This is a genomic window from Rossellomorea marisflavi (assembly GCF_001274775.1).
GTDB classification, from domain to species: Bacteria; Bacillota; Bacilli; order Bacillales; family Bacillaceae_B; genus Rossellomorea; species Rossellomorea marisflavi.
This window is the reverse complement of record NZ_LGUE01000005.1, coordinates 219,192-234,789: the sequence shown is the minus strand read 5'-3', so window position 1 is coordinate 234,789 and position 15,598 is coordinate 219,192. Positions and strand designations below refer to the sequence as shown.

The window sequence follows — 15,598 nt, the reverse complement described above, 5'->3', positions numbered from 1 at the left end:
TATACTGTAGCATGATAAAGGATGAACGCAGTCATTTTCATGGATTTTTAATGAACCCTTCATGTAAACCCAGCATCGCCCCGTCCTCCCATCACCCATACCTTTCACCATATCGAAAAATATGATACTCTCTATTTTAATTGTTTATTAATGTTTTCTTCATCGGGCGTTCAGGTTTCTTTTATATAGTGGCTGTACCCCTCAGAAGTCGGGAGCATGTACACGCGCTCCGACACATCATCATCTATAAAGGAGATCATTTTGAATTACTCACTCTTTAAATCCATCAATCAACATGCCGGGCATCATCCGTTTTGGGATGGTTTGATGGCAGGGGTTACGAACAATGCCCTGTTCATTTTTGCCATCGTCCTTGTACTGATGTGGCTCTTCGGAAAGAACGACATGAAGCGAACGGTGCTCTATGCAGGGATCACGGGTATTGTCGCCTTGATCCTCAATGCCGTCATTGCCCACATTTATTTCGAACCAAGACCGTTCGTCTCCCATGATGTGAATCTGCTTGTTCCTCATGATGCAGACGCATCGTTCCCGAGTGACCATACGACAGGTGCGATCGCTCTGGCCTTTGCCGTGCTTTACGTGAATCGCAAGCTCGGTTCCGTGATGCTCGCATTCGCCCTTTTGACCGGATTCTCCCGCATCTATGTAGGGAATCATTATCCCTTTGATGTGGCAGGAAGCATCGTTGTCGCAGGTATTGTCAGCCTGGTGATCTACAAGCTGTATCCGATCCTTGATCCACTCGTAAACGGGATCATCCGGATCTATAACCGCATTCCCTTTGTCCCCAAATCGAAGGAATCGGCGCGCACCATCGATTTCAAATAACAAAAGGAAAACATCGGTCCGTTTATACGACCGATGTTTTCCTTTTTTCATCGTATCAGCCCTTCAGTGCCGTCCACTTGTTCTTCACGAAAGCAAATGCGACGGGCAGGAGGGAAACAGCGACAATGCCCAGTACGAGGACACTGAAGTTATCCTTGATCACCGGGATGTTCCCGAAGAAATAGCCGGCAAACAATGCGATGCTCACCCAAAGGATTCCCCCTATCACATTATAAGAAAGGAATTTCGCGTAGGGCATCTTCCCCACCCCTGCCGTGAATGGTGCGAACGTCCGGATGATGGGAATGAATCGCGACAGGATGATGGTGGCCGAACCGTGCTTGTCGAAGAAGCGATTGGTCTTGTCCAACGACTCCCTTTTCACGAAAAACAATTTTTCCCGCGCCTCCACCTTGTTCCCGGAGTAATGACCAATGGTGTAGTTCAGCGTATCTCCGGCAATGGCCGCCACACAGAAGATCAGGAAGATCGGCAGCAGGTGAATCGACCCGGATGCTGCAAGGGCGCCTGTAGCGAAAAGCAGGGAGTCCCCCGGAAGGAACGGCAACACTACAAGCCCCGTCTCACAAAAAATGATGGCAAACAAGATGACGTAGATCCATACGCCGTATTCATTCATATACCCTGCTATATGCTGATCAAGATGCAGAAAAACATCGATGATAGTACTCACTCTATTAGCTCCTATCCTGATGGCCTATTACTCTATTCATGATAAACGAAGGACCGGCATTTCACCAATCCATCTGATTCAAGTCTACTGCATCTCATCCACGCGCACGCATGTGTATCCTTTCGCCTTGACTGCAGGAAGCACATCCTTCAGCGCATCGATCGTGATGGCCGGCGCCTCTATATCCGCTCCCGGTGTATCTCCACAATCATGGAGCAGGACAACGTCTCCCCCTTTGATTCGAGTCAAAGCACGCCGGATCTTGTCACTTCCGCCAGTCGCTTTCCAGTCTTCTGCCGAAATCGACCAGAGGATGATGCGGTAACGGCTATCCTTGATAAAATCGATCAGGTTCAAGATTCCCCACGGCGGTCGGTAGTAGACGGTTCGTTCACCCGTAATCTCTTCGATGATCGCCGCCGTTTTCTCGATTCCTTCCTTCACCTTCCACGGACTCATGAGCCAATTGGACTTGTGCTCATAATTGTGGATGCCGAGGAGATGGCCTTCCCGGTGCATACGCCTGATGATGTCAGGATTCTTCTCGGCTTTGTTTCCGACCACGAAGAATGTGGCTTTCACCCCGTTCTCTTTCAGAACATCCAGCAGTATCGGCGTATAGGTGGGATCAGGTCCATCATCGAAGGTGAAGGCAATGTCCGTCGGACTCTCCGCCCTTTTCATCACCTTCCACCCCAGTCCACGCGACAACCCGTATGGAATCACCGTATACAGGGCAAGGAGGAAGATGATGATTGCTATGATATACACCATTTTGTCCCCTCAATTTCATATTGATTTTTATTCCGTTGATCAGGCTCTTGCAAGTCCGTACACGCCTGCCCGTTCTTCAAAGCTTGAAGGCATGTGGGCTGTCCCTTCGATGATGCTGTTCATGAACTCAGCAATCTTTCTCGGTGCTTCGGATTCAATGCCGTTTTGGTAAAGATGGATGGATGTCTTCCATTGATCCATGGTCTCGCGGTTCATCAAGATGCCAAGGAGTTCTTGTTCGAGGGAGTGATCCTGATTGAGTTTGAACACCAAGCCTTTTTCCCTCAAGTACCGCATATTGATCTCCTCTTGCCCAGGCAAGACCGATTGAACGAATATCGGCAGCTTTTTATGCAGGGCTTCACTGATCGTGACACCCCCCGGCTTCGTGACGATCACATCCACCTCATCGTACAGCTCGTTCATCTCCTCCCTGGAGGAAAGATACGGAAGAGGGTTGATGTGATCCGCGTTCCATGATTGCAGCTCTTCATAGAGGGCATCATTGTTCCCGCAGAGAACGTAGAGATCGAACGGCGAACTCTTTTTGAAGGCCTCAAGCTGTTTCATCATGCAGCCAAGTCCGCTATTCCCACCGGCCATCAATATTTTCGGGCGTCTACCCGCTAGCCTGGATCCGGTGGTGGCTGTGATCTGATGGTGCACAGGAATCCCCGTCACCATCATCCGCTGCTCTGCGATACGATAGCGTTTACCGTATTCGCGCTTCAATTCGGGCGTGGGAAGCAGATGATACTCGATTTCCTCCCGGCCCCAGACGCTGTTGACGAAGAAATCCGTGTAGGCATTCATCACCGGCGCCTCACATTCCCCCTGCCTCTTCAGCTCGCTGAGAAGGTAGGAAGGAAATCCATGGGTGCAGACGATCAAGTCCGGTTCTTCTTCCAGAAGGAGCTGCTTCATCTTCTTCAGAAAGAAGTAGTGTCGGACCTTGAATGATCGGCTTTTTTCTGTTTCTTTATTAAAAAGGGTTTTATACGCAAGATTATAGGTGGCTGGCGCATAGCGGATCCAGTTCAGATAGCTTTTCGTCACCAGCTTTTCGATATGTGGATTGCTATAGCTCAGCAGATCCACCTTTTTCATTTCTATATCTGCCCGTGTTTCCTTGATGCAATCCATGAGTGCCTCGGCCACTTGATGATGCCCCGAGCGCATTTGCAAGAACGGTAAGAATAGAATTTTCTTCATGTCGATTTCATCTCCTGTCAGCTCTCAACATGTGATTTCAATCTTTAATCTACCATCAAAAATCCGAAATGCGCCCTTCTTCATCAATTTTTAATGTAAAGAAAAGGAGATTTTCAGGAAAAGGAAAACAGCCTGTCATTCCTGAGGGCTGTTCACTCGTTTCGCTTTTTTCTTTTTCACATAATTGATCAGGACGAACAGGAAGAAAATAGCCAGGAACACAAGCCCGAGGTACGGAACATACGCAGGATTGATATCCACCTTGCTGCCGACAAAAAGACCGGCGAGGATGAACGGGAGCGTCCAGATCAACGCCCCTAACAGGGACAAGAAGAAGAAGCTTCCGAATCCGATGCGGTTGATCCCCGCAAAATACGGGCTGATCTGCCGGATGCCCGGCATGTAGTAGCCTAGGAGGATTGTCCTCCGCACATTCTTCATATATTTCTCCTGCACCTTGTCCCATCGTTCCTCGGTGATGCCCACATACTTCCCGTACTTCCGTATGAACGGACTCCCGATGTATCTTCCCACCACATACGCAGAGAGCATCCCGATGAAGGCACCGAAGAAGGCCGCCAGCGTAGCGGGCACGAAAGAAAGACTGTGCTGGAAGATCAGTACGCCGATCAAGAAAAGAAGCGATTCTTCCGGAGCAGGGATCCCGACGATCCCCAGAAATAAGAAAAGAAAGATGATGGCATATCCGTATAGATCCAAGTAGTGTAGAAGGGTATCAGTATTCATAATTCCTCTTTTCTTGAGTTTATTAACTGCCCGTAAGTAGTATTTTTTGTTATTTCACATTCTATTTATTAGTATTAAACCATTCGAAAAAAAAATCAATCTTTCATCCACAATGAGGATGGGACAAAACTAAAAGAGGCCCCTTTAATGCCGAACAAGTATAGGAANATCTTAATACCGCTCATGATCTCCGTGCAAGACTTCGCTTTCCGCGGGTAGCCCGTGAGCCTCCTCGGCAAGCCTGCGGGGTCTCACATCAGCTACACTTCCCGCTGGAGTCTTCGTCTTGCACTCCGATCAACCGCTGGAAGCGATGAAATGTGAATGTTCATTAAACGAATGTAAAACCCGAATCATTTGCTTTATCGTAGACAAATGATTCGGGTTTTACTATAACTAAAACATATTTGTCTCAGTCTCATTACAACTCATATAGAGCATTTTTGGTTTCTTAATCTAGCCGATCTAACTTTGAACTAATTCTTTCATTTTCTCTTTGAACTTCATTTAATTTGGAGATAGTCTCTCGATGGAATATATCTTCTCGCGCTTCCTTAATTAGAAGATTTATACTCTCCTTAAGTGTATCGGTTCTCCCCATTGTCAGGTATGAATGCAATGTATACAAGTCACCACTATACTTAAAATTATCAGGTATAGAGTGAATAGCATTTAATGAATTTAAATTATCTTTATAAATGGGTACAATGATGCGCAAATTTTTCCGAGCATTATGACGCAGGAACATTTTGTATCCAAAAGGAATCAAAAAAGATAAATAAAAGATATAAAAATTCTCATAAATCGAAAAGAAAGTGTCATAATTAGTTTGACTTGGCAAAAGCATTAAGGCAATAACAATGGTAACGAAAAATGATCCCACAAACCATAATATAGAGGTTCCGATAATTCTCCATAACTTAGCTCTTTTTTCATATTTAGGTATTTTATTTTCTGCAACTTCTACCTCATAAGCTAAGTCGTGAGCATAGGATAACGTATCAATTAATTCTTGTTTTCTCATCAAGAATACCTCCATTAGGATCACATTTGTAACCTTCTTGAGGAATGACATTTAAATAGCTCCCTCTAAATTATGAGCCAATATGATTACCAAACTTTCACTCCCTTCAAAGAAAATAATGCATAAAAATTGGAATTTATTCCTAATTTATTCCAAAAATCATTTCTAACTGAAATTAAGTCGTTTTTCCATTATCGAATGCAAACTTCTCACTCTCAATACAATGAGCACCGTGAATAAACCCTGAGAGTAAAAGCACGATCAAACTGACCACTCCGATCGCCGTCAAAGACTCAAGCGGACCATTCCATACAAGACCGTGATCGAAGAAGAACATCTCCCTCAAGCCCTCCACCATGAAACGCATCGGCAGCCAAGGATAGATCCAATCCTGATAGAAAGTCGGGAGCATCTCCGGAGCAAGCGTCAGAAGCGGAAGACCGAAGAACAGCATCAGCCCGAACACCGGCAGTCCTTTCGACCCCAAGATGGCAAGGACCGCCGAGATCATGAGGTAAAAGCTGTACGATGTGATGGCCAGGAAGATTGCCGTATCCATGTAGTCCGGGATATGGATGCCCACGATATCGGAAGCGACCCAGCTTAATCCGAATCCGACGACCAGGGCGATCACCATCCCGACCGCTGCCTGGCCGGCTTTGACCAACAGGCTCTGTTTCCGGGAGGATACCGTTCCCTTCCTGACAAGGAAGAAGATCAGGGCGGCGCTCCCAAGACTTGCCATCCATAGAGGTTGGAACAGGGAAACAGGAGAGTTCCCATTGGCACTGTTCTCACCTGGAATATGGACATTGGTCACCTTCTTCTCGATCGGATCGGCAAGGACCTCTGCCTGCTCCATCGACAGGGAGGTGGCTCCCTGATTCACCATACCGTCCATGACCTGGGTGCGGATCGATTGATTGAGCTGGTCGACCACCCCATTGAGCATCTGACCGGCCATTGTAGAAGCAGCCGTGTTCATTCCCTGATTCACGACCACTTCCATCTGTGCCGCTTCAGGCTCTGCGGTCTGGAGCGATGCCTGCTTGGCGCTGAAATCCTTCGGGATGACCAGTCCGGCGTAGTAGTCCTGTCGATCCATCCCCTTTTTCATTTCTTCCACGCTAGCCACCTGCACCCATTTCACCGATGTTCCGGACTTTTCACGGATGTTTTCCAAGACTTTCTCTCCAGCATTCATCTTTTCCTGATCCGGGGCCTTAAACCCTTCATCTGCATTGACTACGGCAATGGGCAGATCCTTCGGTGTAGGTTGCACGGTCGGTACTGCTGTAAGGGAAAAGATGAAGATAATCACGAATGCTATCACGGGCGATGCCCATACGATTTTATTTTTGAAAAATTTCATATTGATCAACTCCTTATTATAATGAACATGCTGTTGATTAGTAATCACATTGTTGATTATAATGGAATATGACTTCCGTACAATACTCAATGTCCAACGATGTGTCCCATACTCAACACATCCTCACATACTGTCCAGTAAGGAGCGAAAAAAAATGAAAAATGATCGCAGGCAGATCCGCACCAAGCAGTTGATCCGGGACGCCCTTCTCACCCTCATCCCGGAAAAAAGACTCTCCAAGATCACTGTCAAAGACCTGACCGAACGGGCCGACATCAACCGGGGAACGTTCTATCTTCACTACAAGGACGTCGCAGACCTCACCGATCAGTTGAAAGAAGAAATCTTTGCAGAGCTCCCCCTCCTCACATCGAGGATTGATCCAACAGACATCCGGATCGCAGCCAAACAAAATGAACCTTACGAGCCGATCCAAGCGTTATTGGAATACCTCCTATCCCATAGCGACTTCCTCCGGGTCATGTTGCTGCCTGAAGGAGACCTTCATCTTGCCATGCAGCTCAAGGACTTCATGAAAGAAAACATGCTGAAAAAGTTTGAGCAGTACCTCGGACCCGAAACCGACTCACCCACCGTGCCCGCCGATTATTTCATGGCGTACATCACTTCGGCCAACATCGGTCTCCTGACGCACTGGATGACAAGTGGAAATAATCTTCCCGTCGAAGATATAGCCCTGATGATGACGAAGATCATGAGTCAGGGGCCGTTGGAGGCGATGATGGGTGGAGGGCAATAATCCTCACAGAAAAAGCATTCAGCCATGGTGGCTGAATGCTTTTTCAATAAAATGATAAATGTGTTTATACAGATACCCTCATCAGCATCTTTCCTCCCGATAAAGATCCACCTTACCGCTCCCCAATACCATAGGTTGTCCGCCCTTTCTATCCATCGCATGAACAACATTTTATAACCATCGCTCAAGTATTCAGTGAGATCTGGATGGCATGTATCCCCTTACCCATCCTGAGTAATTCAAACGGATCTGAGACTGAAGAATGTTAGTCCATCTCCTTTATCTTCAAAACCGTACTCGACCCAAACATTATCCCAGAAAAACTTTTATCTATTAAAACGATTACATTCACAAAAAGGGTTTTAACCCAATATGAACGTGGAATGGTAAATACTGTACTTATTCAACGTGAAGAAAAACAAGGAGGAATCAGCAATGAGCGAACTGGACAAACAAACCTTTTTATCAAACGGAATCACTCCACAGACACAATCCAAACAGCCTGGAGTCGAAAAAGAAATGGATCCGACACCGATCTATGAACTGGAAAGCCATGTGGGCTCAGGAAAGCTGAAAGGCAAGGTGGCCCTCATCACAGGGGGAGACAGCGGAATCGGGAAAGCCGTGGCGATCGGCTATGCAAAAGAAGGCGCGGATATTGCCATTTCATACTTAGATGAACATGAGGATGCCGAACAGACGAAGAAACGCATCGAGGAAGAAGGCGTCAAATGCACCCTTCACCCTGGGGATGTAGTGGATGAAGATTTCTGCTTCAGTGTTGTTGAAGACGTCATCAAAGAGCACGGGAAATTAAATATCCTCGTGAACAACGCAGCACGTCAGGAAGTGAAGAACAGCGTCACGGAAATCAGCGCAGAGCAGTTGAAGCACACGTTTGACGTGAACTTCTTCTCCATGGTGTACTTCACGAAAGCAGCCATCCCTCATCTGACTGGCGGTGACAGCCTGATCTACACTGCTTCCATCAACCCATACACAGGAAACAAAGCACTGATCGATTACACATCCACCAAAGGCGCCATCGTGGCATTCGCCCGTTCCGTTGCACAGGAACTCGCCGAAAAAGCCATCCGCGTGAACGGTGTGGCACCAGGTCCGATTTGGACGCCGCTTATCCCAGCAACCATGACCACCGAACTACAGGAATCCTTCGGTGTATCGACTCCACTCGGCCGTCCTGGACAACCCGCAGACCTTGTAGAGCCATACATCCTGCTCGCTTCAGAAGGATCCGCCTATATGACCGGCCAGTTCATCCACGTGAACGGCGGAGGCTACATGTCTTCTTAAGGATGAATGAAAAAACTGCAGAAAAGGTCGCTTTTCTGCAGTTTTTATTATGGAATGAATCAAATGAAGGAGGAGCAACACGATGAAGACTGTCACATCCGGTTCGTCCACCGATTTTCAGAATCAAGAAGAGCTGAAGAAGCATGTATTCAAGACGCTTGATTTTTATTACCCCGCCTGCATCGATCACGAAAAAGGCGGCTATATCAACGGCTTCCTGGACGACGGCATCATCACCGACACCACAACCAAGCACCTCGTTGCAACCAGCCGGTATATCTATAATTTCAGCATCGGTGCCATCCTTGGAGGAGAAGAAGACTATTTTGAAGCAGCCCGTCACGGTATCCGGTTCTTGAATGAGCACCACCGGGATCATCAGCACAACGGCTATTTCTTTGAAATGAATGGCACCGAGGTCGAGAACCCTGCCAAGATGGCCTATGGCCACGCCTTCGTGCTGCTCGCATCGTCCATCGCTTACAAAGCCGGTATCGAGGAAGCAAAAGACGTGATGGAAAATGTATATGATGTGCTCGAAACCCACTTCTGGGATGAGGATCACGGACTGTATCGGGATGAGTGGAATGCGGATTGGACGAGTCTTTCACCCTACAGAGGGCAAAACCCCAATATGCATCTGTGCGAAGCGATGCTATCATCATACGAGGCAACCGGGAATGAGGTGTATCTTAGAAGGGCCTATACTCTCGCGAAAATGGTGACCATAGATCTTGCCGAGCGCTCAGAAGAACTTGTGTGGGAAAACTACACTCCTGAGTGGGAGCCGGATTACATGTACAATAAAGGCGATACCAAAGATGAATTCCGCCCGTACGGCTTCATCCCCGGCCACCAGTTCGAGTGGGCAAAGCTCCTCATGTGGCTCGACCGTCACCGCTCTGAACCGTGGATGCTCGAGAAGGCAGAGGATCTCTATGAAAGAGCCTGGGAGCTTGCATGGGACAATGAATACGGCGGTCTCTTCTTTGCCGTTTCTCCGGAGCTTGACGTAATCGACCACGACAAAAACTACTGGGTGATGTCAGAAGCCATTGCCGCCTCTGCCCTGCTTGCTGCCAAGACGGAAAGTCAGACATACTTGGAGAAGTATCAACAGCTATTCTCGTATTCTGCTGACAATCTCATGGATCATGAGCACGGAGGCTGGTATAAGCTCCTTGACCGGGAGAATGAGAAATACAGCCAAGAGAAAAGTTCGCCTCCCAAGACGGATTATCATCCCGTGGCGGCTTGTTATCAGGCGATCATTGCGCTGGATGACCCAAGTTAATGAATACGTAAAGAAACAACAATGCCCCCTTGAAAACAAGGGGGACTATTTTTAATAGTAAATATCCTCAAGCATACGTTTAATCGTGGGAGCTGTTTTAAGCGAAGAAGGAAAGTCGATGTTCAGAGAATTGGCGAGCATGGCCATTTCTGCAGTGATACCGGTCACAAGCAGTTCGGTCCCCATTACGTTCATAAGGCTTTCCAATCGGAAGATTCCTTCAAGGTCATCAGACGAAGGGTAGGTCAAACCCGACACATCAATAATCAATTTCTCGATATGATGGTCCGATACATGTTGAGAGGCCCCCTCGTATACGACCTCAAATCGATGTTCATTCATCGTCCCGACAAGAGGAAGAGCTGCAATATCACCGATTAAAGGGACAATGGGACAAGAAAGTTGCTCAATTTCTGACAGGGCCTTTTTATAGTTTTCCTCCGCCCTCTTTCTCGCGGTCACATCCCGCTGCACTCCTACAAAATAGTATTTATCTTCCTCTTCAATATATAAGGGATCCACCGACAGGCTATTCCAAAACGGCGTGCCATCTTTCTTGTAGTTCAGGACTTCAATGAAGACGGATTCTTTATCCTTGATGGCCACACGAAGCTTATCAATCTCATTCTGATCGGTCTCATTTCCTTGAAGGAAGCGACAATTCCGCCCCATCACTTCCTCCATGGAATACCCCGTCATCGCGGCAAAGCTTTTGTTCGCAAAAACGATGGGGTTATCAGGTAGAACGGGATCGGTGATCAACACACCCGCCCCTGTATAGTTCAAGGCTTTTAATAATATATGTTCACTCAGGTTAATAGACACTTTTCCCCCTAATGATTGGTTTGACATGGGTAACTTATTGATCCAATTATATCTACCAATTAGTATAATATAGTTGGAAAGGTGTCTACAAATTGTAATGTTTTACAGTAAATGTATCAATCTAGTCTACTTGGTGAGTGCCTTCCTTTCAGTACAGCAACAGGACCGCTTATTTTTCTGCACATATGGCTACCGTCTGATATCCCCTTGATCTCGGTCCTGTTTTCAACAGTACATTTTTTAACCCACTTTCCTTTATAAGAGGAAGGAGCTGTTCGTCTATCATCTTATTGACTCCACCCCATGATACTTCACTTGCTCCATTACATAAAGTAATAACGATTGTACCTCCTGGTTTTAGAACTCTATACATTTCCCGAATTGTTCGAGGCAACTCCCCCCAAAAATATACTGAATGTATACTCATGACCTTTGTGAAAAGTTGGTCTTCGAAAGGAAGATCCCTTACATCTCCGTGCACCAGTTTAACCTTTCCCCTTTTTATCGCATCCTTATTTCTCCTTTTAGCTGAACCGATTATCGACTTGGATAAATCCATTCCCACTACTTCTTCAACAGCAGATTTCTTGGCTAAAAGCTTCAATGCGTATCCAGCTCCACATCCTAATTCCAGAACGGACTCTTCCTCATTCAGGTTCAATAAATCAAGTGTCCATCGTGTTTCAGGTTCATGTTGCACGACCATTTTTTCACCAATATACTTCCCCAGAAGACCCGATGGCCGTTGGTATTGTCCCTCTAGGATTGTTTTTAACCGATTTAAGAATTTCATTCCTTCACCTCTGCAGACATTTTGTCTTCCAAAAAAATTATAAGCCAGCAGATTTATTAAACAATATAATAGAAGCTATAGATGTTATTGATTTTTTTTATAGTAATTGGAGGTTACGTTTGTGGATATCAATCAATTAGAGGCATTTGTTCATGTAGTAAGGCTCGGAAGTTATAGTAAGGCGGCCAGGCATCTCAACCTATCCCAACCTACGATCAGTATAAGAGTACAAGGAATTGAAAAAATGATAGGGGGCAGTCTCTTTCAGCGGGCAGGCAAAGGGGTGGCACTTACTGACATCGGGAAAGGATTCCTTCCATATGCATTGCAGATGATTGACGTTCTCTCCCGAGGGGTGGACAGAGTCAAATCAATTCAAGAAGGCAAGGTTGGACATGTGACGATAGGTACATTACCCACCTTCACTTCAGGCGCTTTTAGTTCGATCATTTCACAATTACATCGAAGTTCTGCCGATATTCAAGTAGAAATCCACACAGGACATAATGAACAACTCATTGAAATGCTTTTTGATGGATTCATTAAGATTGGTTTAATTACATATCCATACTTTAATTCGGAGATAAGGCACCATGCAGTACTGAAAGAACCACTCATTCTGGTAGCTCATCGTGATCACCTCATCGCTGTTACTCATGATCGTACTGTATCTGAATTAGTAAAGGTATGCTCCCCTTATATAATTGTTGACTGGAGCGAGGAAAGTAAACATTGGCAAAAATCGATGATTACCCCCGGACTTGATTATCTCGAACTTCCACCCAGCACGGCACTTGATTTTGTATTATCCAACAACGGGATCACATTGGTTACAGAATCAATGGTTCAAGATTTATTAGATAATAATACACTAGTAAAACTTAACCCTGTTGATTTCCCACAGATGTATCGTCAGATAGCACTGGTGAGTTTGGATAGCGAAGATTTGTTGTCTCCTGCTGTGAGGACTTTTATTGATCTTTTTAGAGTACGGTCGGATGGTTGAGGGAGAGGTGTAAATACCAGCTTTCTCATAAATCCATCCTATTTCGACTCATGGGTTGAATCCAAACAACTATTCTTATAGAAATTCTGCTCAGGTAAAGCTACCGGATAACGGTGAGTGGCTTTACGTATTTAATACTTCTGTAGTCGCTGCTTTTCTTCTAGCATGCTTACCTCCCATTGCGTGGTATAAACATTTGAAAAGCACCCAAAACAGGAAAAATAAAAAAGACCCTGTGCCTGCTGATAATCTCAACAAACACAAGGTCTCTGGTACGCCCTCGGAGGGAATCGAACCCCCATTTTAAGAACCGGAATCTTACGTGCTATCCGTTGCACCACGAGGGCATGTTTTAGTTACTGTCACGAGAACTAATTATAATAGAGAAAAGTCTCCAATGCAAGATGTTTTTGGCTTCTCATCTTAATACCTTATGAAAAAGCCAAGATTCCTTAGGAAGGATCTTGGCTTTTAATATGATTTAGAACGTATAGGACTCTCCGTCTTCCGGCACCAGGATGCGGGATTGGAGTCCTTTCTCTGTGGCGGTGTTCTTAAGTTCTTCCCTTGAAAGCGTGCCGTGGTTGACGGCTTCCATATGGGTGGAGATGATGGTGGCTTCGGGTGCTGCGCTCGCTGTCTGAAGGACGTCTTCTTTGCCCATGACGATGGATCCTCCTTCGAGGAACTGGTTGTCCCCTGCGTTGACGACGATGATGTCCGGATGGTGGGTGAGGATTTCTTCTTCCACCTCTTCATTCCATACGGTATCGCCGGCAACGTAGAGGGTTTTCTCGTTCTCATGTTTGAAGGCGATGCCGCTGACGGTCCCGGTGCGCTTGAGGATCTCTCCCCTTCCGTGCTTGCCTTTGGTTTTGATGAGCTGGATGCCGTTGAACTGCTCGTTATTTAGCATATGCACATTTGTGAAGCCTGCTTTTTGGACTTCTCCGGCATCGGCTTCGTTCTGTACATATAGATTGATGGATTTAGGGAGTACTTCTTTTGCCTTGTCATCGAAGTGATCCAGGTGAAGATGGGTGAGGATCACGGCGTCGATCCCCTCCAGTATGGCGTCAACGGATTCCGGCAGATCGACGATGGGATTCTTGATGTCATCCCGTTTTGACGGCGTGAAGGGAGGATAGGTCCCTTTCGGTGCGAGCATGGGGTCAATGAGGAATCGCGTGCCTGCATAGTCAATGATCAGGGTAGCGTTTCTGATGAGTTGTAGGTTCATAGTATCGGCTCCTTTTGTTCTATTTCTGATCTGATTCCCATAGAGGGGTGCACTTCTCATTTTACCCGTTGGCAAGGGGGAGCAATCACGAAACTTTCGCCTTTTGTACCGTTTAAAAAAGGGATGAGTGGGTATGATGTAGAAAGGATTTACATACAGGTTAATAAAGGAAGCATTAGGTTTGACCTTTATTGACCAACAGTGTATGATAACAGTACAAAGTGAATATGAAATGATTCAAAAATACACAGATGCATTTAAGGAGGAACGAGGATGAACTTAATTCCTACAGTTATTGAACAAACAAACCGCGGTGAACGTGCGTATGACATCTATTCCCGTCTATTGAAGGACCGTGTGATCATGCTTGGGAGCGCCATCGATGATAATGTGGCAAACTCAATCGTATCCCAGCTTCTATTCCTAGAGTCTGAAAACCCGGAGAAAGACATCTCCATCTACATCAACTCACCAGGCGGAAGCATCACAGCCGGTATGGCGATCTACGATACGATCCAGTACATCAAACCTGATGTTCAAACGATCTGCATCGGTATGGCCGCTTCCATGGGTGCATTCCTTCTAGCTGCCGGAGCAAAAGGCAAACGTCTTGCCCTTCCAAACGCAGAAGTCATGATTCACCAACCACTTGGAGGAGCTCAAGGTCAAGCGACGGAAATCGAAATTGCTGCTAAACGCATTCTCTTCCTTCGCGAAAAATTGAACCAAATCCTTGCTGACCGTACTGGTCAACCACTTGACGTGATTTCTAAAGATACGGACCGCGATAACTTCATGACTGCGGAACGCGCTTTGGAATATGGTCTGATCGACCGTATCATCACTCGTAACGACGCAGAAACTAAATAAGAATTGAATGAACCCCCTTGCAGGAGTGCAAGGGGGTTTTTTTGTGGTTCATCATTTACACAAAAGGTATAAAATGGTATAAAAAGATATTATATGGTTTATTAATGTTGTTTTGAATAAGGAGAATCATACGATGAATCCAGCTACCATTTTTCTACAGGCATCAGAAGTTAGGAATATCCCAGGTATCACTCTAAAATCTTTCATTTTTTATATCCTTCTCATCGCAGTCCCAGGATACCTGTTCGAAGTATTACCCCTTCCCATTAATACCCCAGAGTTATTAATAGGTGCGATATGGTTTTCGTATTTCATTCTAACCACATACCGCTTCAAAAGCATACGCCAAACTATCATTTCACAACTTGATGTACGTTGCTTCAAAAGGTGGAGAACCTACTTTTATATTCTTATTAGCTTAATCCTACCGTATGCCTTTCTCCATTTTTGCTTGAACTACGGATTCTTATTGGATAAGAACTACATCTTTTATTTTAAGAATCACATGATTCCCGCAACAGGCATCGGGTCAACCATCAACAGCTCGATTCTTACGCCAATAACAGAGGAGATACTGTTCCGTGGAATCCTTTTGGTGTTCCTCCTGAAATTTATGAAGCCTTATCTCGCAGTAGGGATTGTTACTATACTCTTCAGTATCCTTCATCCCTGGGACATCTGGATCTTCATTCTGCTTTCTGGTTTCCTTTTAACCATCACGGCTTATAAAACCAAGTCCCTCCTTCCCTCCATGGTGGCTCATGGACTATGGAATCTGTATATGACGCAGCTGTTTCTTTATTTTTAATACTACGAGGTGG

At 45.8% G+C, this 15,598-nt stretch carries 16 protein-coding genes and 1 tRNA gene; 7 read left to right on the top strand and 10 right to left on the bottom strand.

The window, feature by feature from the left end:
* Window positions 1–261: 261 nt before the first annotated feature.
* The gene (locus AF331_RS16380) at window positions 262–852 is read left to right on the top strand and encodes an undecaprenyl-diphosphatase (RefSeq protein WP_048015748.1); all 591 of its coding nucleotides are present in this window, start codon (window positions 262–264) and stop codon (window positions 850–852) included.
* Window positions 853–907: 55 nt separating this feature from the next.
* Here AF331_RS16380 and AF331_RS16375 read toward each other — a convergent pair whose 3' ends face one another.
* The 6 genes from AF331_RS16375 to AF331_RS16350 form a co-directional block, all read right to left on the bottom strand.
* Window positions 908–1,546 (bottom strand): DedA family protein, encoded by a 639-nt coding sequence (locus AF331_RS16375; RefSeq protein WP_152915680.1) that lies wholly within the window; start codon window positions 1,544–1,546, stop codon window positions 908–910.
* Between the two features lie 84 nt (window positions 1,547–1,630).
* On the bottom strand, window positions 1,631–2,320 hold the full coding sequence (locus tag AF331_RS16370) for a polysaccharide deacetylase family protein (protein ID WP_053429162.1): 690 nt from the start codon (window positions 2,318–2,320) through the stop codon (window positions 1,631–1,633).
* 39 nt (window positions 2,321–2,359) lie between these two features.
* Window positions 2,360–3,532 carry an MGDG synthase family glycosyltransferase gene (locus AF331_RS16365; RefSeq protein WP_053429161.1) on the bottom strand — a complete coding sequence of 391 codons (1,173 nt, stop codon included), beginning with the start codon at window positions 3,530–3,532 and terminating at the stop codon, window positions 2,360–2,362.
* Window positions 3,533–3,667: 135 nt separating this feature from the next.
* Window positions 3,668–4,279, bottom strand: a complete 612-nt coding sequence (locus tag AF331_RS16360) for a DedA family protein (protein ID WP_053429160.1) — start codon at window positions 4,277–4,279, stop codon at window positions 3,668–3,670.
* A gap of 451 nt (window positions 4,280–4,730) precedes the next feature.
* Window positions 4,731–5,303, bottom strand: a complete 573-nt coding sequence (locus AF331_RS16355) for a hypothetical protein (protein ID WP_152915679.1) — start codon at window positions 5,301–5,303, stop codon at window positions 4,731–4,733.
* Window positions 5,304–5,478: 175 nt separating this feature from the next.
* Window positions 5,479–6,675, bottom strand: coding sequence for a YhgE/Pip domain-containing protein (locus AF331_RS16350; RefSeq protein ID WP_053429158.1), 1,197 nt, complete (start codon window positions 6,673–6,675; stop codon window positions 5,479–5,481).
* A gap of 154 nt (window positions 6,676–6,829) precedes the next feature.
* Between AF331_RS16350 and AF331_RS16345 the strand changes: the two genes are divergently transcribed.
* From AF331_RS16345 to AF331_RS16335, 3 genes are all read left to right on the top strand, one after another.
* On the top strand, window positions 6,830–7,435 hold the full coding sequence (locus tag AF331_RS16345) for a TetR/AcrR family transcriptional regulator (RefSeq protein WP_053429157.1): 606 nt from the start codon (window positions 6,830–6,832) through the stop codon (window positions 7,433–7,435).
* Between the two features lie 435 nt (window positions 7,436–7,870).
* Window positions 7,871–8,749 (top strand): SDR family oxidoreductase, encoded by an 879-nt coding sequence (locus AF331_RS16340; protein ID WP_053429156.1) that lies wholly within the window; start codon window positions 7,871–7,873, stop codon window positions 8,747–8,749.
* Between the two features lie 82 nt (window positions 8,750–8,831).
* Window positions 8,832–10,043 carry an AGE family epimerase/isomerase gene (locus tag AF331_RS16335; protein WP_053429155.1) on the top strand — a complete coding sequence of 404 codons (1,212 nt, stop codon included), beginning with the start codon at window positions 8,832–8,834 and terminating at the stop codon, window positions 10,041–10,043.
* Between the two features lie 51 nt (window positions 10,044–10,094).
* On the opposite strand, the gene ytvA is transcribed toward AF331_RS16335, so the two are convergent.
* Together ytvA and AF331_RS16325 are read right to left on the bottom strand one after the other, a co-directional pair.
* Window positions 10,095–10,868, bottom strand: coding sequence for a YtvA family blue-light photoreceptor (gene ytvA / locus AF331_RS16330; RefSeq protein ID WP_053429154.1), 774 nt, complete (start codon window positions 10,866–10,868; stop codon window positions 10,095–10,097).
* 169 nt (window positions 10,869–11,037) lie between these two features.
* Window positions 11,038–11,661 (bottom strand): class I SAM-dependent methyltransferase, encoded by a 624-nt coding sequence (locus tag AF331_RS16325; RefSeq protein WP_053429153.1) that lies wholly within the window; start codon window positions 11,659–11,661, stop codon window positions 11,038–11,040.
* Between the two features lie 121 nt (window positions 11,662–11,782).
* Between AF331_RS16325 and AF331_RS16320 the strand changes: the two genes are divergently transcribed.
* Entirely contained in the window at window positions 11,783–12,667 is an 885-nt protein-coding gene (locus tag AF331_RS16320; protein ID WP_053429152.1) for a LysR family transcriptional regulator, read from the top strand.
* 275 nt (window positions 12,668–12,942) lie between these two features.
* Here the strand turns inward: AF331_RS16320 and AF331_RS16315 are convergent.
* Together AF331_RS16315 and AF331_RS16310 are read right to left on the bottom strand one after the other, a co-directional pair.
* Window positions 12,943–13,014: transfer RNA gene (locus AF331_RS16315), tRNA-Arg, on the bottom strand.
* A 134-nt stretch (window positions 13,015–13,148) separates the two neighbouring features.
* Complete coding sequence (locus AF331_RS16310; RefSeq protein WP_053429151.1) at window positions 13,149–13,907, bottom strand: MBL fold metallo-hydrolase; 759 nt, start codon at window positions 13,905–13,907, stop codon at window positions 13,149–13,151.
* 273 nt (window positions 13,908–14,180) lie between these two features.
* Between AF331_RS16310 and clpP the strand changes: the two genes are divergently transcribed.
* Together clpP and AF331_RS23195 are read left to right on the top strand one after the other, a co-directional pair.
* Window positions 14,181–14,777: an ATP-dependent Clp endopeptidase proteolytic subunit ClpP gene (gene clpP / locus AF331_RS16305; protein WP_053429150.1), complete on the top strand. Its 597-nt coding sequence runs from the start codon at window positions 14,181–14,183 to the stop codon at window positions 14,775–14,777.
* A gap of 133 nt (window positions 14,778–14,910) precedes the next feature.
* Window positions 14,911–15,585 (top strand): CPBP family intramembrane glutamic endopeptidase, encoded by a 675-nt coding sequence (locus tag AF331_RS23195; protein ID WP_053429149.1) that lies wholly within the window; start codon window positions 14,911–14,913, stop codon window positions 15,583–15,585.
* Window positions 15,586–15,598: the final 13 nt, after the last annotated feature.

Bases quoted from the DNA above. Each gene is read 5' to 3' on its own strand.
- AF331_RS16345 (WP_053429157.1), top strand. From the start codon at position 6,830: ATGAAAAATGATCGCAGGCAGATCCGCACCAAGCAGTTGATCCGGGAC.
- AF331_RS16360 (WP_053429160.1), bottom strand. From the start codon at position 4,279: ATGAATACTGATACCCTTCTACACTACTTGGATCTATACGGATATGCC.
- AF331_RS16370 (WP_053429162.1), bottom strand. From the start codon at position 2,320: ATGGTGTATATCATAGCAATCATCATCTTCCTCCTTGCCCTGTATACG.
- AF331_RS16355 (WP_152915679.1), bottom strand. From the start codon at position 5,303: ATGAGAAAACAAGAATTAATTGATACGTTATCCTATGCTCACGACTTA.
- AF331_RS16365 (WP_053429161.1), bottom strand. From the start codon at position 3,532: ATGAAGAAAATTCTATTCTTACCGTTCTTGCAAATGCGCTCGGGGCAT.
- AF331_RS16310 (WP_053429151.1), bottom strand. From the start codon at position 13,907: ATGAACCTACAACTCATCAGAAACGCTACCCTGATCATTGACTATGCA.
- AF331_RS16325 (WP_053429153.1), bottom strand. From the start codon at position 11,661: ATGAAATTCTTAAATCGGTTAAAAACAATCCTAGAGGGACAATACCAA.
- AF331_RS16340 (WP_053429156.1), top strand. From the start codon at position 7,871: ATGAGCGAACTGGACAAACAAACCTTTTTATCAAACGGAATCACTCCA.
- clpP (WP_053429150.1), top strand. From the start codon at position 14,181: ATGAACTTAATTCCTACAGTTATTGAACAAACAAACCGCGGTGAACGT.
- AF331_RS16335 (WP_053429155.1), top strand. From the start codon at position 8,832: ATGAAGACTGTCACATCCGGTTCGTCCACCGATTTTCAGAATCAAGAA.
- AF331_RS23195 (WP_053429149.1), top strand. From the start codon at position 14,911: ATGAATCCAGCTACCATTTTTCTACAGGCATCAGAAGTTAGGAATATC.
- AF331_RS16350 (WP_053429158.1), bottom strand. From the start codon at position 6,675: ATGAAATTTTTCAAAAATAAAATCGTATGGGCATCGCCCGTGATAGCA.